This window comes from Natronohydrobacter thiooxidans, from assembly GCF_001884735.1.
Classification (GTDB): domain Bacteria; phylum Pseudomonadota; class Alphaproteobacteria; order Rhodobacterales; family Rhodobacteraceae; genus Roseinatronobacter; species Roseinatronobacter thiooxidans_A.
The window spans coordinates 12,834-31,826 of the sequence record NZ_MJAP01000003.1 but is presented as its reverse complement, the minus strand read 5'-3'; the positions used below and the strand labels follow the sequence as shown (position 1 = coordinate 31,826).

Annotated in this window: 19 protein-coding genes; 11 read left to right on the top strand and 8 right to left on the bottom strand. The window is 63.0% G+C overall.

The features are described 5' to 3' along the window. The first annotated feature begins 104 nt into the window (after window positions 1-104). Both alaS and BG457_RS02745 read left to right on the top strand, forming a co-directional pair. The gene (alaS, locus tag BG457_RS02750; protein WP_071795491.1) at window positions 105-2,762 is read left to right on the top strand and encodes an alanine--tRNA ligase; all 2,658 of its coding nucleotides are present in this window, start codon (window positions 105-107) and stop codon (window positions 2,760-2,762) included. Further along, a complete protein-coding gene (locus BG457_RS02745; protein WP_071795490.1) occupies window positions 2,759-3,046 on the top strand; it encodes a DUF1330 domain-containing protein in 288 nt (95 codons plus the stop codon). Before alaS ends, BG457_RS02745 begins: the two co-directional genes overlap by 4 nt. A gap of 42 nt (window positions 3,047-3,088) precedes the next feature. On the opposite strand, the gene truA is transcribed toward BG457_RS02745, so the two are convergent. Both truA and BG457_RS02735 read right to left on the bottom strand, forming a co-directional pair. Continuing rightward, window positions 3,089-3,859, bottom strand: coding sequence for a tRNA pseudouridine(38-40) synthase TruA (truA, locus tag BG457_RS02740; protein WP_071795489.1), 771 nt, complete (start codon window positions 3,857-3,859; stop codon window positions 3,089-3,091). A 35-nt stretch (window positions 3,860-3,894) separates the two neighbouring features. Next, window positions 3,895-4,755, bottom strand: coding sequence for an SDR family oxidoreductase (locus tag BG457_RS02735; protein ID WP_071795488.1), 861 nt, complete (start codon window positions 4,753-4,755; stop codon window positions 3,895-3,897). A 92-nt stretch (window positions 4,756-4,847) separates the two neighbouring features. On the opposite strand from BG457_RS02735, the gene BG457_RS02730 reads away from it, so the two are divergent. Next, entirely contained in the window at window positions 4,848-5,303 is a 456-nt protein-coding gene (locus BG457_RS02730; RefSeq protein WP_071795487.1) for a DMT family transporter, read from the top strand. A 7-nt stretch (window positions 5,304-5,310) separates the two neighbouring features. On the opposite strand, the gene BG457_RS02725 is transcribed toward BG457_RS02730, so the two are convergent. Then, on the bottom strand, window positions 5,311-5,739 hold the full coding sequence (locus tag BG457_RS02725; protein ID WP_071795486.1) for a YqaA family protein: 429 nt from the start codon (window positions 5,737-5,739) through the stop codon (window positions 5,311-5,313). Window positions 5,740-5,826: 87 nt separating this feature from the next. Next, complete coding sequence (locus BG457_RS02720; protein ID WP_071795485.1) at window positions 5,827-6,855, bottom strand: LacI family DNA-binding transcriptional regulator; 1,029 nt, start codon at window positions 6,853-6,855, stop codon at window positions 5,827-5,829. Between the two features lie 96 nt (window positions 6,856-6,951). On the opposite strand from BG457_RS02720, the gene sauS reads away from it, so the two are divergent. Next, entirely contained in the window at window positions 6,952-8,361 is a 1,410-nt protein-coding gene (gene sauS / locus BG457_RS02715; protein ID WP_071795484.1) for an acylating sulfoacetaldehyde dehydrogenase, read from the top strand. A gap of 52 nt (window positions 8,362-8,413) precedes the next feature. Here sauS and BG457_RS02710 read toward each other — a convergent pair whose 3' ends face one another. From BG457_RS02710 to BG457_RS02690, 4 genes are all read right to left on the bottom strand, one after another. Beyond that, window positions 8,414-9,001, bottom strand: a complete 588-nt coding sequence (locus tag BG457_RS02710; protein ID WP_084657439.1) for a helix-turn-helix transcriptional regulator — start codon at window positions 8,999-9,001, stop codon at window positions 8,414-8,416. Window positions 9,002-9,042: 41 nt separating this feature from the next. Further along, window positions 9,043-9,444, bottom strand: a complete 402-nt coding sequence (locus BG457_RS02705) for a hypothetical protein (protein ID WP_139257520.1) — start codon at window positions 9,442-9,444, stop codon at window positions 9,043-9,045. A gap of 542 nt (window positions 9,445-9,986) precedes the next feature. Then, window positions 9,987-10,577 (bottom strand): hypothetical protein, encoded by a 591-nt coding sequence (locus BG457_RS02695; RefSeq protein WP_071795481.1) that lies wholly within the window; start codon window positions 10,575-10,577, stop codon window positions 9,987-9,989. Between the two features lie 799 nt (window positions 10,578-11,376). Further along, window positions 11,377-12,186, bottom strand: a complete 810-nt coding sequence (locus BG457_RS02690; protein WP_071795480.1) for a hypothetical protein — start codon at window positions 12,184-12,186, stop codon at window positions 11,377-11,379. Window positions 12,187-12,432: 246 nt separating this feature from the next. Here BG457_RS02690 and BG457_RS02685 point away from each other — a divergent pair, with 246 nt between their 5' ends. The 7 genes from BG457_RS02685 to BG457_RS02660 all read left to right on the top strand — a co-directional run bounded on the left by BG457_RS02685 (window position 12,433) and on the right by BG457_RS02660 (window position 18,669). Further along, the gene (locus BG457_RS02685) at window positions 12,433-12,705 is read left to right on the top strand and encodes a hypothetical protein (protein ID WP_071795479.1); all 273 of its coding nucleotides are present in this window, start codon (window positions 12,433-12,435) and stop codon (window positions 12,703-12,705) included. Window positions 12,706-13,378: 673 nt separating this feature from the next. Then, on the top strand, window positions 13,379-14,101 hold the full coding sequence (locus BG457_RS19795; protein WP_139257519.1) for a hypothetical protein: 723 nt from the start codon (window positions 13,379-13,381) through the stop codon (window positions 14,099-14,101). 269 nt (window positions 14,102-14,370) lie between these two features. After that, window positions 14,371-14,622 carry an Arm DNA-binding domain-containing protein gene (locus BG457_RS02675; RefSeq protein ID WP_175546714.1) on the top strand — a complete coding sequence of 84 codons (252 nt, stop codon included), beginning with the start codon at window positions 14,371-14,373 and terminating at the stop codon, window positions 14,620-14,622. Window positions 14,623-14,867: 245 nt separating this feature from the next. Then, window positions 14,868-15,020, top strand: coding sequence for a hypothetical protein (locus BG457_RS20120; protein WP_175546713.1), 153 nt, complete (start codon window positions 14,868-14,870; stop codon window positions 15,018-15,020). A 50-nt stretch (window positions 15,021-15,070) separates the two neighbouring features. Next, window positions 15,071-16,726 (top strand): FAD-dependent oxidoreductase, encoded by a 1,656-nt coding sequence (locus BG457_RS02670; RefSeq protein WP_071795476.1) that lies wholly within the window; start codon window positions 15,071-15,073, stop codon window positions 16,724-16,726. Between the two features lie 424 nt (window positions 16,727-17,150). Then, complete coding sequence (locus BG457_RS02665; protein WP_071795475.1) at window positions 17,151-17,735, top strand: TetR/AcrR family transcriptional regulator; 585 nt, start codon at window positions 17,151-17,153, stop codon at window positions 17,733-17,735. A gap of 1 nt (window position 17,736) precedes the next feature. Next, window positions 17,737-18,669 (top strand): DMT family transporter, encoded by a 933-nt coding sequence (locus BG457_RS02660; protein ID WP_071795474.1) that lies wholly within the window; start codon window positions 17,737-17,739, stop codon window positions 18,667-18,669. The last annotated feature ends 324 nt before the right edge of the window (window positions 18,670-18,993 follow it).

Genomic DNA, 18,993 nt, shown 5'->3' with positions numbered 1-18,993 from the left:
GCGCCAGTGAGGTCATTGCCGGACAGCCCGCATTGACAGGTGTGGACACCTTCCCGACACGAAGTTAAACCATGCGCCAGCCTCTCATGCGCCGGAGACAGACCATGGCCAGCCTGAACGATATCCGCTCGACCTTTCTGAATTATTTTGCCCGGCAGGGCCATGCGGTCGTTGACAGCTCGCCCCTTGTCCCGCGCAACGATCCGACGCTGATGTTCACCAATTCCGGCATGGTGCAGTTCAAGAATGTCTTCACCGGGCTGGAGCATCGCGACTATAACCGCGCGACCACCAGCCAGAAATGCGTGCGCGCGGGTGGCAAGCATAATGATCTGGACAATGTGGGCTATACCGCGCGGCACCATACGTTTTTCGAGATGCTGGGGAATTTCAGCTTCGGGGATTATTTCAAATCCGACGCGATCCCCTTTGCCTGGGAATTGCTGACCCGCGATTTCGATATCCCGAAGGACCGGCTCCTGGTCACGGTCTATCATACCGATGACGAGGCCGCCGAGATCTGGAAGAAGGTGGCGGGGCTGCCCGATGACCGGATCATCCGTATCCCGACCGATGACAATTTCTGGCGCATGGGGCCGACCGGGCCTTGCGGTCCCTGTACCGAGATTTTCTTCGATCACGGGCCGTCGATCTGGGGTGGCCCTCCGGGGAGCCCGGAAGAAGATGGCGACCGTTTCATCGAGATCTGGAATCTGGTCTTCATGCAGAATGAACAGCATGAGGATGGAAGCCTGACCGACCTGCCGCGCCAGTCGATCGATACCGGCATGGGGTTGGAGCGGATCGGCGCGCTGTTGCAGGGCAAGCATGACAATTACGACACGGATCTGATGCGCGCGCTGATCGAGGCTTCGGCGCATGCCACGAGTTCCGACCCTGATGGCCCCGGCAAGACCCATCACCGCGTGATTGCGGATCATCTGCGCGCGACCTCTTTCCTGATCGCCGACGGGGTGATGCCCAGCAATGACGGGCGCGGCTATGTGCTGCGCCGGATCATGCGCCGGGCGATGCGGCATGCGCATATGCTGGGGGCGCAGGATCCGGTGATGTATCGGCTGGTCCCGGCGCTGGTGGCGCAGATGGGCGGGCATTATCAGGAACTCCGCGATGCGCAGGCGCTGATCACGGAGACGCTTCGCGCCGAGGAAACCCGCTTCCGCCAGACGCTGGATCGCGGGCTGAAGCTGTTGGATGCGGAGCTGGAGACGCTGCCCGAGGGGGCTGAGCTGCCCGGCGCGGCGGCGTTCAAGCTTTATGACACTTACGGATTTCCGCTCGATCTGACGCAGGATGCGCTGCGCGAGCGGGGCCGGGCGGTCGATGCGGCGGGGTTCGACGCGGCGATGGCCGAGCAGAAGGCGCGGGCGCGAGCGAGCTGGTCGGGTTCGGGCGAGGCGGCGGATGCGACGATCTGGTTCGATCTGGCCGACCGGTTCGGGGCGAGCGAGTTCCTGGGCTATGATATGGAAAGCGCCGAGGGGCAGGTGCTGGCGTTGGTCGCGGACGGCGCCGAGGTCGCATCGGCCAAAGGCGAGGTGCAGATCATCGTCAACCAGACCCCGTTCTATGCCGAATCCGGTGGGCAGGTGGGCGATACCGGGCTGATCCGTTCTGCCACCGGGCTGGCAGAGGTCACGGATACGCGCCGAACCGCGGGGGTAGTGATCCATATCGCCAAGGTGATCGAGGGCGAGATCAGCAAGGGCCAGCCGGTCAAGCTGGAAGTGGCGCATCAGCGGCGCTCTGCGATCCGCGCGAACCATTCGGCGACGCATCTTCTGCATGAGGCGCTGCGCCGGGCTTTGGGGGATCATGTGGCGCAGAAGGGCTCGCTCAATGCCCCCGACCGGCTGCGCTTTGATTTCAGCCATGGTGCGGGGCTGAGCGCGCAGGAACTGGCGCAGGTCGAGGCCGAGGTCAACGCTTTTATCCGCCAGAACACGGCTGTCGAGACCCGGATCATGACCCCGGATGAGGCGCGCGCGTTGGGGGCGCAGGCGCTTTTTGGCGAGAAATATGGCGAGGAAGTGCGGGTGGTCTCGATGGGCCAACTGCCGGGGTCGCAGAAGGGGCCGGACGGGGCGACCTATTCGCTGGAACTCTGCGGCGGCACCCATGTCGCGCGCACTGGCGATATCGGGGCCTTTGTCTGCCTTGGCGATAGCGCGTCCTCGGCAGGGGTGCGGCGGATCGAGGCGCTGACCGGGCAGGCGGCACTCGATCATCTGCGCGCGCAGGAGGCGCGGCTTTCCGGGCTGGCCACGCTCTTGAAAGCGCCCGCGCAGGATGTGCCCGAGCGCGTCAGGGCGCTGATGGAGGAGCGCCGGGCGCTGGCGAATGAGATCGCGCAGCTCAAGCGGCAGGTCGCCATGGGCGGGGGCGGGTCCGAGGATGCGCCGCAGGATGTGGCGGGGATCAAGCTGATCGCCAGGGTCATGACCGGGGTGACGGGCAAGGATCTGCCGCCTTTGATTGATGCGATGAAGGAGAAGCTTGGTTCCGGCGCGGTGGTGCTGATCGCCGATACCGGCGCGAAACCGGCGGTGGCGGCGGGGGTGACGCCGGATCTGACGGCGCGGATCTCGGCGGTTGATCTGGTGCGCGCGGCGGTGGAAGCGCTTGGCGGCAAGGGCGGCGGCGGGCGGCCTGACATGGCGCAGGGCGGTGGTGCGGATATCGCGGGGGCAGAGGCGGCGCTTCAGGCCGTGACCCGCACAATCGAAGGAGTGAAGGCATGAGCGCGCTTTGGATCGCCTCGGTCGAGGTCACGGATGCTGACGCCTATGGCGAATATGCCAAACGCGCGACGCCTGCGATTGCGGCGCATGGCGGTGTGTTTCTGGCGCGCGGGGGCCGCATGGTCGTGCTTGAGGGCAAGGCGCGCCCGCGCAATGTGGTGGCGCGTTTTCCTTCGGTGGAAGATGCGGTCGCCTGCTATAATTCGCCCGCATATCAGGAAGCGCTGAGTTTCGCCAAAGGGGCGTCCATCCGCGACCTTTATGTGGTCGAGGAAGTGGACTGATCCTCTCATTTTCTTGCTGAAAATACTCAATAAAGCGGCGGCTTACCCGGCGAAAGGGTCGCGTGCGTAGCCCACCCCGGTCAGATAGAGCCCGTCGGGCGGGCTGACCGGGCCGCAGGCGGCGCGGTCGCGCGCCTCCAGCGCGGTTTTCACATCTTCAGGCGCCCAGGCACCCGCGCCGACCCGTTCCAGCGTGCCCACGATGCTGCGCACCTGATTGTGCAGGAAGGACCGCGCGCGCAAACGGAACTGGATCTCCACGCCGGACAGACCCTCGACCAGTGCAATTTCCAGCGCGTCCAGTGTCTTGACTGGCGAGGCGGCCTGACATTGGCTGGCGCGGAAGGTGGTGAAGTCATGCAGGCCAATGAGATGCGCGGCCGCGTCGCGCATCGCGCCGAGATCCAGCTTGTGTTTGATATGCCAGACCCGGCCTGCGTCAAATGTGGGGGGCGCGCGGCGGGTGAGCAGGCGGAAGAGATAGCGCCGCTCATGCGCCGAAAAGCGGGCGTGAAATTCGCTATCTGCCAGCGCACAGGCGCGCACGGCCACGGGCAGCGGGCGCAGATGGTGGTTGAGCGCCTCCATCAGGCGGAAGGGGGACCAGTCGCGCGCCATGTCGCAATGCGCCACCTGTCCGGTGGCATGCACGCCGGTATCGGTGCGCCCGGCGGCGGCGATGCGGGGCAGGTCGGGCTCCAGACGCGCGAGTGCGGTCTCGATGGCGTCCTGCACGGCTGGCAGGCCCGCCTGCGCCTGCCAGCCGCAGAAGGGGCGTCCGTCATATTCGATCTGTAGCGCATAGCGAGGCATGGGCGCGTGCTAGCGCGGCGTGGCGGGCTTGGCAATCACCCTTCGCTGCGCAGGATCGCGGCGAGGCCGGTCTGGTAATCCGGGTGCATCAGTTTCAGCCCCAGATCGCGTTTGATCCGGTCATTGCGCACGCGTTTGCTGTCGGCATAGAAGCTGCGCGCCATGGGGGACATTTCGGCCTCGTCGATCGAGACTTCGGGCGGCGGGTCCATGCAAAGCAACTGGCTTGCATGGCGCAGCACATCCTGCGGCGGGGCGGGAGCGTCATCGCAGAGGTTCCAGATGCGCGAGGGCTGGTCCGAGCGGATCGCCAGTTCCAGCGCCTGTCCGATATCGTCGTAATGAATGCGCGAGAAATACTGGCCCGGCTTGATCACCATCTGCGCGCGACCCGAGCGCAGCTTCTCGAAAGGGCCGCGTCCGGGGCCGTAGATGCCTGCCAGCCGGAAGATATGCAGCCGCAGCCCGGCGCGGTCGCACAGCCTCTGCCATGCGGCTTCGGCGTCGCGTCGTGCGACGCTGCGAGGGGTTTTCGCGTCGAGCGTCGCGGTCTCGTCGACCCAGCCGCCCTGCCGGTCGCCATAGACGCCGACGGTGGAGAGATAGCCGACCCATTGCAGATGGGTGGCAGCGGCGACCTCATGGCCATGGGCGGCGAGCACCGGATCGCCTGCGCCCGGCGCACCCGGCGCGACCGAGGTCAGCAGATGGGTGGCCTGCGCCAGCGGCAGGGGCGATCCCGGCCAGATGAGCGGGGTGACGCCGCGCGCGGCCATGGCTTTGGCCTTGTCCGGGTTGCGGGTGGTGCCGATGATGGTCCAGCCTTGCGGCAGGAGCCGGTCTTCGAGCGCCCGCGCGCTATAGCCATGTCCGAGGGAAAGAAGTGTGCCTGTCATGGGGCTACTATCGGGGAGGGGCCGGGGCGATGCAAGGGCTGGCGCTCTCCCGTGGCTCGGCTAGAGTGGCGCAAATTGCAAGGACACTGCCGATGACGCCCGAGACGCTGAAATACGCCCTGATCATGCTTGCCGCCGGGGTGGGGGTGCCGGTGCTTGCAGCGTTGAATGCGCAGCTTGGCACGCGGATCGGCTCGGCTGCGGCGGCGGGGGCAGTGATGTTCCTGATCGCCGGGTTGGTGGCGGTGCTGGTGGCGGCGCTGGGCGGCCAAGGGGGCAGTTTCGCGCTGATCCCGGCGCAGCCCAAGCATCTGTTTCTGGCCGGGTTGCTGATTGCCTTTTACCTGTTGTCGATTTCATGGGTGGCGCCCCGGTTCGGGGTGGGCAATGCGGTGATGTTCGTCCTTCTGGGCCAGATCGTCGCGATCAGCGTGATTGATCATTTCGCGCTTTTCGGGGCGCGCCCGCGCCCGCTGGATCTGATCCGCGTGGCGGGGATTGTGCTGATGGGGCTGGGGGTCGTGCTGGCGCAGCGCCCGCCCTCGTGACGCGCGGTCAGAGAGCGGCCTGCAGCGCCATGACCAGCACGATATAGCGCCCGGCCTTGGCCGCTGTCACCACCAGCAGGAAGCGCCAGAGCGGTTCGCGCATGATGCCCGCCGCCAGTGTCAGCGGGTCGCCGATCACGGGCAGCCAGCTTCCGAACAGGCTGACCCAGCCCCTGCGGCCATACCAGTCCTGCGCGCGGGAGATCTGCGCGGGCGTGAAGGGGAAGCGCGGATGCGCCGAATAGGCCATCAGGAAGCGGCCCATGACCCAGTTGACCACCGAGCCGAGCACATTGCCGATGCTGGCCACAGTGACCAGCAGCCAGACCGGGTGTTGCCCGGCAAGGACCAGGGCTGCGAGCACGGCCTCGGATTGCGCGGGCAGCAGGGTCGCGGCGATGAAGGCTGCGAAGAACAATCCGGTCAGGGCGAGCACGGGCGGGGCAGTCCTTTCTGGCGGGTTGGCGTGAGGCAGGGCCGCATCGCCGCGCCGGGGTAGTGGAGCGGGCGGAGGAGCGCAAGATCAGCGCGGCGGGGCGGTGGTTGCGCGCTGTTTCAGGCTGACCGGAAAGCGGGAATGGGGGATCTGCGCGCTCTCTGGGGCGGCGATGCGCTCGACCAGCTTCTCCCCCGCCATCGCGCCGATTTCCTGCGCCGGGATGCGCACGGTGGTGAGGGCGGGGTAGCTGTCGCCGCTGCCCGCGAAATCACCGATACCGATGATCGAGATATCCTGCGGGATGCGCAGCCCCAGTTCCTGCGCGGCGGCACTGGCGCCCTGTGCGATCACGTCATTGCCGCAGATCAGCGCGGTCAGCGACAGATTGCGGGCGAGCAGGTCGCGACAGGCCTGTTTCGCCTGGGCGATGCTGTAGAGGGAGTGGGCGGTGTGATCCTCGGGGCAGGGGATGCCTGCCTGATGCAGCAGCGCGCGGGCCGCATTGAACCGGGCGCGGGCGCGGTCATTCTCGGCCATGGGCGGGAAGATGAAGCCGATCCGGCGATGGCCAAGCGACAGGATATGCTCTGCGGCAAGCATTCCGGCCTCGTGGTTATCCGCGCCGATCGAGGGGATGCGCGCAGTTTCGGAATAGCTCCAGACAGCGATGACCGGCACATTCTGGGATTTGAACAGGCGATAGATATCCTCGGCATGATCCAGCCCGATCAGGCCGATGCCATCGACGCGATGTTCCAGCAATTTACGGATGACGCGGTATTCGGTCTGCAGGTCATAGTTATGGGTCGCGAGAAGCAGGGTGAAGCCATGCTCGGCCACTGCATCGTTGAAGGATTGCACCAGTTCGGCAAAGATCGAGTGATTGACGGTCGGGACTACCAGACCGAGCGTGGCGCTGCGGCGGCCATACATCGCCTGTGCCGCGCGGTTGCGGATATAGCCGGTCTTGCGAATGGCCTTTTCGATCTTTTTGCGCGTGGCGGGGCTGACAAGATCGGGGTGATTCATCGTCCGCGATACGGTTGCGGGCGAGACACCCGCGACCTGCGCCACAGTGACGATATCTGCCTTATATGTCTGTTTTCCTGGCATTATTTTGTCATCCGGCGGCGAAAAATGAAAACATTTGCAATGCTGTTTTCATCACATAGGGTTGGGTTTGTAAACTGGCCGATACGGAGCGATGCGATGATGCTGCCGCGAGACAGCGATGCGGTGGAGGCGCTGGTCTTGCGCGCAAGGCAGGCGCAGGCCGCGTTTGAGGCGGCGGGCAGTCAGGCGCGCTATGACCGGGCGGCGCAGGCAGCGGCCTGGGCGATCATGGAGCCGGGACGCAATGCGGCGCTGGCGGAGCTTGCGGTGCGCAGCACCGGGCTGGGCAATGTCGCGGACAAGATCACCAAGAACCACCGCAAGACACTTGGGCTGATGCGCGATATCGCGGGGGTGCAGACCTACGGTATTCTCTCGGATGATCCTGCGACCGGGGTCACGGAAATCGCGCGCCCGCTGGGGGTGATCGGAGCGGTTGTGCCCTCGACCAACCCGGCGGCGACGCCTGCGAATAATGTGATCAATGCGCTGAAATGCGGCAATGCGATCATCCTGTCGCCCTCGCCCAAGGGGGTGGCCTGTTGCGAGATGCTGCTGGGGTTCATCCATGCGGAATTTGACAAGATCGGCGAGGACAAGGCGCTGGTGCAGATGATCCCGCCACCGGGCAGCAAGGCGGCGACACAGGGCTTGCTGGAACTGGTCGATCTGGCGGTGGTGACGGGCAGTCAGGACAATGTGCGCCGCGCCTATTCGAGCGGGACGCCTGCGATCGGGGTGGGGGCGGGCAATGTCACTGTGATCGTGGATGAAACCGCCGATCTGAGAGACGCCGCGCGCAAGATCGCGATGTCGAAATGCTTTGACAATGCGACCTCGTGCTCATCCGAGAATGCGCTGGTCGTGGTGGACAGTATCTATGCGGATTTTGTCGCGGCATTGGCGGCGGAAGGCGGCGCGCTGGTGCCCCAGGATCAGGCCGAGGGGGTGGTGGCGCGGCTCTGGCAGGGGGGGCATCTGAACCGCGAGGTCATCGCGCGGGATGCGGATGTGCTGATCGACAGGCTGGGGCTGACGGGCCGGGTGCCGCAGGACACGCGCTTTGTTGTTGTCGAGACGGAGGGCATCGGGCCGGATCATCCGCTGTCGGGCGAGAAGCTGAGCCGGGTTGTGGCATTGTATCGCGCGCGGGACTATGGTCATGCGGTCGAGATCACCCGAGCGGTGCTGCTGCATCAGGGGGCGGGACATTCGCTGGGGCTGCATACGCGCGATCCGGTGCGGCCGGTGCAACTGGGGTTTTCCATGCCGAGCTGTCGGGTGATCGTCAATCAGGCGCATTGTTTCGCTACCGGGGGATCGTTCGAGAACGGGCTGCCGTTCTCGTTGTCGATGGGCTGCGCCAGTTGGGGCGGAAATTCCATCGACGACAATCTGCATTGGCGCCATTTCCTGCAACGCGCCAGGGTCGTGCGCCCGGTTGCCCCGCGCGAACCGGCGCTGGAGGAGGTTTTCGCGGGCTATTGGGCAGAGGCCGGGCGCTGACAGAGGCCCCCGCCCGGAGCCTTGCGCGCGGCCCGAGCCGGTTTGCCCGGCATTATCCCTGAACCTGCTTCCGGCCCGCATCCTCGGATGCCCGTTCCAGAGCTTTTTCGGGACAAGCTTCCAGCGTGGATATAAGATCCTCGATAAAATATGTTGTCAGTTGCTGACGACTCGACAGGCCGGTCTTGAAATATATTGAGGTCAGTTGCGACTTGATTGTGGACTCTTTCGTGCCGCGCAATTGCGCGATTTCTGCATTGCTGAACCCCTTGATCACCAGAAGCGCGACGCTTCGTTCCGTGGGCGTGAGGTTCCATTCCTGGAACTGGCGCTCGATATATTCCTGAAACTTTCCGCTTAACGCGCCAATCTGGTCAGAAAGCCGGTCAATCCGGCGCGCAGAGAATATCATCAGCAATAGGCTGGTTCCGGCGCCCATCAGCAATCCGAAGCTTGCCACCATTTCGAGCAATTCCATCATCTCCCACGGGACGAATGGAAACGGGTAAAACAGAACGTCGGAGAGCATCTTCAGGATGAAGAAAGCAGCGCCGGCGCATTGTATTACGAGCGCGATCAAGAGCAGAGCGAAGACGCTCTTCTTCCGTGGATTCATAATGAAGACTGCATGATTTGCCATTCACGGTTGTTTCGAGTGTTGAAGGAAACCCGCTACACGTTTTAATTTGCGAACAAACCGGGATCAATGTCGAGAATATTGATGTCCGGAGGCGGCGCCTCATCGGTCCAGCGGCGCACGCTGGTATATTCTTCAACGATGATATCCCGCAAAATACTGCCAGACGCGCGACTCACGACAATTTCACGAAGGTGAACAGGGTTCTCGACACGGATCAGAACGCGGCGCAAAAACGTTTCGCGGACGGAGAGAATTCTGTAGCCTTGATTGCGCAGGGCCAGGATCACATCGAGATAGCGCGTTTCCGGGTGATCTGCCGCCAGCATGACAATATCGGTCGTATGACGTGTTTGTGCAACAGCAGGGCCGGGTAAAATGATGACAGATGCGACCAAGGCCAGCGCAATCGCTTCCGTGAACAGCCTGAGGCGCTGCAGTATCATGATGTGGCTCATTTGTCTTCAAGGCTCATGAATAGAGGATAGTCCATTTTTCTACAATAACGATAGCCCCGTGATTGAATTTTTCGTCCGGTTCAAATGCGACTCTTCTCCTAGTCCAAATACGACAAAAGCTGGAATTATTGGCGAAAACGGGCATGTTGCAGGAGCTGTGCGTGGCAATCCGTCGCGCATGCAGTCCGGCTGTCGTCGCGTCACCTGTCCGGTGGCCTCAAAATCGGGGGATCGTGGGGGGGGCGAATGCAGGGCAGGTCCGCGTGCTGGCCGCGCATGGCAGGCAGGCGCGCGCGCCGGATCACCTGTTGGTGCAAGCTGGGGAGCAGTTGCCGATGGGGGCGTTGCAGCCCGGAGGCCCGTCCGTCAGGGCGGCATGGCTCCGGGGCGATGTCGCCTGAGATGGGCCGACAGGGCAGGCTGCAAGCCTAAAGCGTTTCGGCTTTTTCTTGAGTCGCCGAAACGCTTTAACCTCTTGTTTTGTCGCAATTTCGAACCGAAAAAGTCTGTCAACTTTTTCTGAAATTGCTTTAGGTGCGGCGGCCAAACTCACAGACGGTCTTGCGCGCGGCGGAATGGTTCATCTGCGCGGTCAGAAGGCCATTGGCCAGCCTTGGGGTCGAGATGGGAAGCTTGAGCGTCGCATCGCAGATCATGGAACGTTCGCTGCCAAAGTCATCCCCGCCGACCATTTCGGAACAGGCCACAATGATCCGGTCGGGCACGTTGGGTCGGCAGGACATGAGCGCATCGACGCCGGAGGCCACATCCTCGAATGCGTCGAGATTGACGAAGATATGGGTAAAGCCGCGGCCCATGTCCAAAGCGTCCTGCAACTGCCGGACATCCATGGCCGCAGCCGTCGCTGCCACGTTCAGGACACGCAGTTTCGAGCGGATATCGGCAAGATGCACCGAGGAAAAGCCGACCAGCAGGACGCGGGCGCTCTGGAATATGCCGGAGGGTAGCCGCTCGGTGACTTTCATCTCCAGCCTGTCGATATCCAGATCGGCTGCGGCAAGCCGGGCCGCGCGCGCCGATACGCTTACGCTGCGCGGGGGCAGGGGGGGTCTCAGGATCGGCTGGTTTGCGTCATAGACCAGTTCAAGCTTCGGCTGCATGATGCACCTCGTATTCTGAAAGAATGCCGATACCCGCAGCCTGTGGGTTGTCATGCCCGAGATGCGAGGATGAGGCGCTATGCGCTGCGAGCAATCGTCCTGGCATTGCCGTTCTCCCCTGAAGCATCCTGTGACGCTGCGCTGTGAATCCGTTAAGTATGCAGAGAGTCAGAAGTGACGCGCTTCAGCCACGCTCGCTCGCTGCCAAGCTGTTGCGCGGAACCTGTAAGACACGATACAGCCTGGCAACTCGCGAAGCCACGAATGAAGCGGACCTCTGCGCTGACATTACAGGCCGGATCGGCCCGGCCACATTGCCGGAAGGGACGAAAAGCCCGCTTTACGACCAACCTCTGATCCCGAAAAACCGGGAGATTCGGAGCGGCTTTTCAGAAATTCTTCTTACATCGTTGTTTTTAAATATATTTATTTGCGAAGAAATTCTGTGGCGCAGCAGTTCACGAATGCTCGCGAAGACGCGAAATACCCCGTCATACCTTGGTACTACTGCATCCAAGGAACGATATCGCCCGGCCTGCTGCAGGTGAGATGATCGCCGGGTGGAGACGCGAAGGTGACCGGTGACGGTCGCTGGTGGCGACGGATGGCGATCTAGGAAGTGCCCATCAGCACCTTCTGTCTGCCCGGCCCCTCATCAGGCGAGGGCTCCGGCGTCTTCCACACCCTAGGGGCAGTTGTAGCGCCCTTGAGAACCTGTAGCAAACGGAGACTTCTAATGCAGAAAAATCATAATATTGCGTGTGGCGCACGCATGAGCACATCGGTGGCTGCTGCGGCGCTATTGTATTTTCTTCCTCTCGCTGACCCGGCATTCGCCGGGGGGCTGGGGGTGAATCTGGGTGGCGCTGTTTCGGTGGGGATCGGTCAGGATGCGGGCGATGCCGCCGTCTCGATCGGCATCGGCGGATCGGGAAGTGGTAGTGTCGCCGGTGTCGGTGTCGGTGGTTCCGGGTCTGGCGACGTTGCTGGCGTGGGTGTCGGTGGCTCGGGCACGGGTGGCGCGGCAGGCGTTGGTGTCGGTGGTTCCGGGACGGGCAGCGTCGGGGGTGTTGGCGTTGGTGGCTCGGGCACGGGCGGCGTCGCGGGTGTTGGCGTTGGTGGTTCGGGCACGGGCGGCGTTGCTGGCGTTGGTGTCGGTGGTTCGGGCACGGGCGGCGCGATCGGCGTTGGTGTCGGTGGTTCCGGTTCCGGTGGCCTTGTCGGGGTTGGCGTTGGCGGCGGCGGTAATGGTGGTGGCAACGGCGGTAACGGTGGCAACGGCGGTAACGGCGGCAACGGTGGCAACGGCGGTAACGGTGGCAATGGTGGCAATGGTGGCAATGGCGGTAATGGTGGCAATGGCGGTAACGGTGGCAATGGCGGCGGCAATGGCGGCAATGGGTCGACTGTAACCCCGCCGGGAATTCCGCCGCTGGCGGCTGTCAGCCAGATCCCAGGGCGGGCACGTTGTGCCTCGGATGGCAATATGCAGGCCTATAACGGAATGCCGGTACAAGACAGTTCCGGCGGGTTTATGGGGTATGTGCACGATGCCTGGGTTGATGATCAGAATCGGATTATCCGTGTCCGGTTTCAGGTGGCCGATCACCTGTCGGGAGGGCGGGCCTGTGCCGACGTCAGTCAGATCGCTGTCTCGCCGTCGAGCGGCGTTGTGGTGCTTCCCATCGCAACTAGCCGGGTAACGCAGCAGCTGCGCTGACGATGCCGCGCATGCCCCGGAGCCGCATTGTGCGGTTCCGGGGTGTCGCGGGTTACTTGAATGAGCCGGGATCCAGCCTGTGGGGAGGGTCTTCGTACCTGTCTGATCTGTAGATAATATCAGGAGCGAATAATAATGCAGAATACAGTTGAGAGTCTTCAGGCGACGCATGAGCTGCATCTGCCCTACAGGTCGGAAGAGCGTTCCATGGATGCCGGATCTCCGCAGGCATCAGCACCGCTTATCGCGGTGCTGATTGCTGCAGCGGCCCTTGCGAGTGTTCTCGCTTTGGCGCTTGGTATCCTGAATGAGAGTGTGATCGTTGGTATCGTCACCTATTTTGTGGTCGGGCTGGGGATGACGGGTTATTTCCTGCTTGGCATCGCGCGGAAGGATCGCACGGGATAAATGTGACCTGTCGCGCAGTTTCTGCGGGAACAGGCGGCGCGCCTTCGGCTTCGGCATGTCATGCTTTGCCGGTGCGTGAGCATATACCTGCCGGGATCAGGCATTCGGCCGATGCGCGGTCGCGCGGCAGGAGGGAAATATCATGATCGTGCAGAAATGATCCGCAGCTTGCCGGTAATCGGCTGGTCGGCATTCTGTGGTCTGACGCCGATAGAAGGGAAATCACCGGAGAACGGGGTTTCTGCCTCTGCGGGCCAATGGCTGCCAGGGTTTTTCCACTATGCGTCCGGTTCCGGTGACTTTTGGGATTCTGGCCCTGCGACAGGGTCCAGATGTCCGGGAGGGGTAGTTTTCGCGTCCTGCGAGAATTATCCCGGCGCATGGCAGGGCATGAATTTTCTGCCGCTGCGCGTGCATGCCGGCCCGGTATCGTCGCAAAAAGGCCGGGGACGGGGTTTTCCGACGATGAGGGACTGCGCCAATACTGTTTCCGAGCAGTGCGAATGACCGGTATGCGTGGCGGGCCGCAGGCGGCCGACCCGAATTCCGTGAGACAAAGCAAGACTTATTCACAGAAAGATATAACAAGTTGTTGTTCAACCAGAGGTAAGGCGATAGGGTTTCTGGTAAGCTTATAGTCAATTAAGCCGGTCAAGGCGGGAATGGAGCAAACATGCGGTCTGTATTCATCTTTGGCAAACAAGGCGCTCTTACCCGCGCTGTCGCTCCGGTTGCGCTGTCTCTTGGTGTTGCCATGGCATTTCCAGCCGCAGCGCTGAACCTCAATCTTGGTGGCAGTAATGGTGTGAGTGTCGGCATTGGTGGCAGTGGCGGTGGCCTTAGTGTCGATGCCAATCTTGGCGGAGAGTCAGGGGTCAGCGCGGGCGTCACGGCGGGCGGCGGCAGTGTTGCAGGCGTTGACGCATCGGTCGGCGGTTCGTCGGGTCTCAACGCTTCGGTGGGGGTCGGGGACGGGTCGCTGCTGGAGGCTGAGGTGAGCCTGGGAGGCGGCGGCACGCCGTCACCTGGCCCTGGCCCTGGGCCTGGCCCCGGCCCTGCTCCTGGACCTGGCGATGTGATTGACGGTGTCAGGACGGAGGCAATTTCAGCGGCACAACTCGCGGCGGCAAAACGGGTGCGGTGTCGCCGGGATGGCAACAGTACAAGCTATAATGGCTTCGTTGCCTTTGATCCTCAGGGGGTCGGTCTGGGCGTCGTGCAGGATGCTTCGGTTTCCGCCGATCTGACGCTGGAGCGTCTGCGGATTTCCACGATTCCGCGTGATGGTCTGCCATCGACCTGCGTGCTGATCCTTGCGCCTCAGGCGCGGATCGGCAATGGCGCGATGATCGTTCAGGCGAACTGGGCGCAAGTGTCCGGGTCAATTCCGCGCTAGGATCCGTGAGTTCCCTGCCCGTTGCGCCCTGTGTGGCGGGTAACCGATCCCGGTGCGAGTGGGGAATGTGGCGGATGGGGGTGAAATGCGAGGCGACGGACCAGAAGGGTTCACAGTGCTTCAGAGGGATCAGGCATCTCATTGGGAATGTTCGATAAAATTTCCCACGAGGGCGCAGAATGCCTCGGGGCGTGTTCGTTCAACCCATAGCCATTTGATACCCTTTCTGCATCGCGGTGGCACAGGAGAGCGCTGCGATGCCAATCCCAGTGAAACAGATCGAAGCCGCCCGTTTCGGCGTGGAGAAGGAGCGGCTTAGTGACAGGGGCGGGCTTTATCTGCGCCGGTTCCCCAATGGCGCAAAAAGGTTTCAGGCGCAGATCGCCCGGGCACAGGGGAGCAAGGCGCGCGGCTGGGTGACGCTCGGTGAGTATCCCGCGCTGAGCCTGAAAGCCGCAGGTGTGAATGCGTTGGTTGATGAAGGATCGACTAGCGATGCCAGTCGTGTTGATTGTCGCTGAAACCTGACCCGGCGGGCCAAATCTCAGTGGCAATCAACAGATGCGGCGACAAATCGTGCCAAAGCGCCGCATGACCGCGCAATCCCCTGCGGAAACACCGGCATGAACGGCGACATCTGCGGAGCCAATGCCGCCAGAGTGTGGCAATCGCACGCAGATCCAAGGCCGTGCCGCTCAGCATCGAGGGAGACGCCACATGACGACCCACCGCCTCGCCGCCATTCCGGGCGACGGAAACTGACGCCATGACCTTCCGCCCGAAATACATGACCTTTGGCTGCCACGGAACACTGATCAATCTCAACATCGTCGGCGCCGCCCATGTGATCGTCGGCATTCGCGCGGATCGGGCCGGGGTGGCGGTGGCCGACCTCGTCGACAGGGAGTGCGGCTATTGACCCGCCGGACGCCCCTTTACCGCAACGCTTCGACAACCGATGGGGGAACCATGGGAACTGGCAGCAGGAAACGCATTCTCGTGCTCGGCGGCGGTTTCGCCGGCATGTTCGCGGCGCGCGAATTGCAGCGGCGTGTCGGGCGCGTCGCCGAGATTGAGCTGATCAACGAGGTGAACTATTTCACCTTCCAGCCGCTCCTGCCCGAGGTGGCGGCGGGCAGCATCTCGGTGCGCGACGCGGTGGCGCCGCTACGGCGCCTCCTGCCGGGGGTACGGGTGCGCCAAGCGCAGATCTACGCCATCGATCTTGAGCGCAGGATCGTCACCATCTTCCAGGGGCTGCAGCGGCGCTACACCGAGGTCAGCTACGACCACCTCGTGCTCGCGCTCGGCCAGACGGTCGACCTTTCGCGCATTCCCGGCCTCGCTGCCCATGCCCTGACCATGAAAACGCTGAGCGACGCGCTGACCCTGCGCAATGCCGTCATCGACAAGCTCGAACACGCCGACATCACCGCCCTGCCGGAGGTCAAGAAGGAACTGCTGACCTTCACCGTCATCGGCGGCGGCTTCTCGGGTGTCGAGACCGCCGGCGAGATGAAGGAGCTGATCGACCGCTCGCTGGTCTTCTACCCGAACATCGACCGGAGTGAGGTCCGCGTGCTGCTTGTCGAATTCGCCGACCGACTGCTTGGCGAGCTGCCGGCTTCCCTCGGCGAATACACCCGCCGCTCGTTCGAGAAGCGCGGCATCGAGGTCCGGCTCCGGACCGGCATACGGGAGGCGACCGGCACCGCGATCGAGACCACCGACGGCGAGCTGATCGGGACCCGGACCCTGGTCGCCACCATCGGCAACGCGCCGTCGCCGCTCGTCGCCAGGCTCGCGCTGCCGAACGAGCGCGGCCGACTGCGGGCAGACCGCACCTTGCGCGTCGAGGGGCACGACAACGTCTGGGCGCTCGGCGACGCGGCGCTGATCCCGCTGGTCGAGACGCCGAGCGAGCGTAGTCACTATGCGCCGCCGACGGCGCAGTTCGCCGTCCGCGAGGCGCGGACGCTGGCGAAAAACATCGCCGCGGCGCTCGACGGCCGCCCTGGGGCACCGTTCGTTTACAAGTCGAAGGGGGCGCTCACCTCGCTCGGCGCGCGTCGCGGCGTTGCCGAGGTCTATGGGCTTCGGCTCTCGGGCCTGCCGGCCTGGCTGCTTTGGCGCGGCTACTACCTGTCCTTCGTACCCGGCTTCGCCACCAGGATGCGCGTCGCCGCCCAGTGGCTGCTCGATTCGATGGTCGGGCGCAGTACCGTGCAGACCGGCATGCGCCAGGGCCCCGGCACCCGCTACGTCCGCTACCGCGCCGGCGACCGGGTGTTCGAGGAAGGTAACCGCGCCGACGGGTTCTACGCCGTCGTCGAGGGAGCCTTCGAGCTCCGGTTCCGCGACGCCGATGGCAGTGAGACGCTGCGCCGCATCGGCCCGGGCGGCCATTTCGGCGAGCGCGTCCTTCTCGGAGAAGGTCTGCGAACCGGTACGGTCCGCGCGATCGAGGATTCTGTGGTGCTGGTGGTCGGGGCCGAGGATTTCGGGCGCCTGACCAAGGCGCTGCCGGCGCTCCGGGCCCATTTCGAACATGGCGTAGCAACCGGCCTGATCGCTTCAGATCTGGAAGATGCGATTGAGCGGCAGGTGCGGCTTGACGAAGGATGACTGCAAGACGACGAAGCTGAAAATACCTGTCGATCCCGGTCTCGGCGTGTGAGAGCCGTTCCATGATCTCCTGATCCGTCACGGCTCGCCAGGTGTCCGCCCATTTCGGCCAGACGCCAAGACGATAGCCGTCGGGCAAGAGGGACAATCCCGGGCGGATCTCAAAGGCGGGTGATCCTCAGGTCCGCACCGTGTTTACGCGGCAGCCAACGCCATGATGATGCGCGCCCTGGCCAGATCAGACTGCGAAAAGAAACGTGATCCGGATGAGAGACATCGATCCCACGCGTGAAAACAACAGGAAAAGAGCTTGACCCAAATGCCCTATTTGAGACGCCGATATTGTGCAGGAGCAAATTAGGCTTGCGCTGCGCGCAGAAATGTAGGTATACCGACCTACCTATCCTGGAGGAGATTCGTGACCATGCCAGATACCGTAGCGAAAAGCAGCGCACATGACCGCCTGATGCAAGCGGCGATGATCCTGTTCTACAACCATGGAATCGGCGGAACCGGCATCGATGCCATCGTGGAACGTGCCGGGGTGGCGAAGAAAAGCCTCTATAACAACTTCGCCTCAAAGGCGGATCTGGTGAACCAGTATCTTGAGGCGCGCCATGCGGAATGGCTGGCGCTTTACGATGCGCGTGTGTCGACGGCTGCCGATCCAAAGGAGGGCATTCTGGCGGTGTTCGACGCCTATCAGGATCACGCCGAATTTGCCTATGAACGTGGGTTTCGCGGGTGCGGGCTTTTGAATGCGGCAGCCGAGCTTGAGGCCGGTGATGTTGGCCGCGTTGCGGTCCGGCGGCACAAGGAACAGGTGGAAAGCATCCTCGCCCGGCATCTTTCCGAACTTGTCCCAGATGACGCGGGCCGGGTGGCCTCGCTTGCAGCGCACATAGCCTTTCTGCTGGAAGGTGCCATGGCGCGGGCGGGACTTGAGGGAAGCAGCGCACGGATTGTCACGGCGCGGGCCATCGTGGCCGACATGCTGAAAGCGCTCTGAGATGACACTGGGACATACTGGGGGCATCGCCGCGATCCTCTTCGCTGCTGTCATTTGGGGCACGACCGGAACCGCCGCAACCTTCGCGCCAGACGTGAGTGCCGCCGCCATCGGCGCAGCAGCCATGGGGATTGGCGGGATCGCTCAAGCCTTGATCGCCCTTCGAGGCATAAGCCACTCCCGTGCCGCGCTCTGGGACCATCGTCACCTGCTCGTGATTGGAGCAATGGCGGTGGCGGTCTATCCACTGGCCTTTTATGGCTCGATGCGGCTGGCAGGGGTGACGGTCGGGACGGTCATTACCATCGGTTCGGCCCCCCTGCTGTCGGCGCTCATAGAATATGTATTTGACCGAACACGTCTGAGCATGCGGTGGACTATCGGGGCATTGGTCGGCCTGAGCGGCATGGTTCTCATCTGTGTGGCAGAAAATGCCTTTCACGGCGAGGTGGTAGGGGGGGACTCAGTGCCTCTCGGTATAGCCCTCGGGCTTGTAGGAGGGCTGACCTACGCGCTCTATTCGTGGACAGCCCGCAGGATGATGCTTCAGGGTGTGCGGTCTTCCGTGGCAATGGGGGTGACCTTCGGCCTTGGCGGGCTGCTGCTTATGCCGGTGCTTGTTGCAACTGGTGGACCCTTCCTCGCCTCCTGGTCGAATGCGGCTGTCGGGATCTATATGGCCGCAGTGCCGGTGTTCCTGGGCTATCTGTGCTTCGGGTATGGGCTTGCCCGTGTGAAAGCGAGCATTGCAACGACGATCACGCTGATTGAGCCTGTTATCGCCGCAATGCTGGCCGTCATCATCGTGGGGGAGCGTTTGCCGGCACTTGGCTGGATCGGCGTGGCGCTGGTCATCGGTTGCCTGGCCATCATCACAATGCCTTTTGAGCTACCAAAGCGATCAAACCTAAAGCAGAGGGTCGTCACAGCCTGAACGGCACCGAAGGATCTAGGCTGTGTGGAAATTCCTCTTGGCGCAGGAGTTTCCACACAGCCTTGGCCGGACAGGTCGAGCTGGCCAAGCAAAATGCTGCTTCCGCAAGAGGGCGAGAAGCGGATTGTGAGTATGCGGCATAGGATACGCGGCGTATCTGAAAACCTGTCTTACAAAACCGCAAATACTGTCGGTGGCCAAGTCCAGAACGGTTTTGAAACTGGTCTGGCACAGTTGCGCACGGAGAAAGGCCCATGATCGCCGACAGTGTTGATACAGGGTCTTGCGCGCGCGACCAAATCATCACTTCGGCTGCGTGGAACT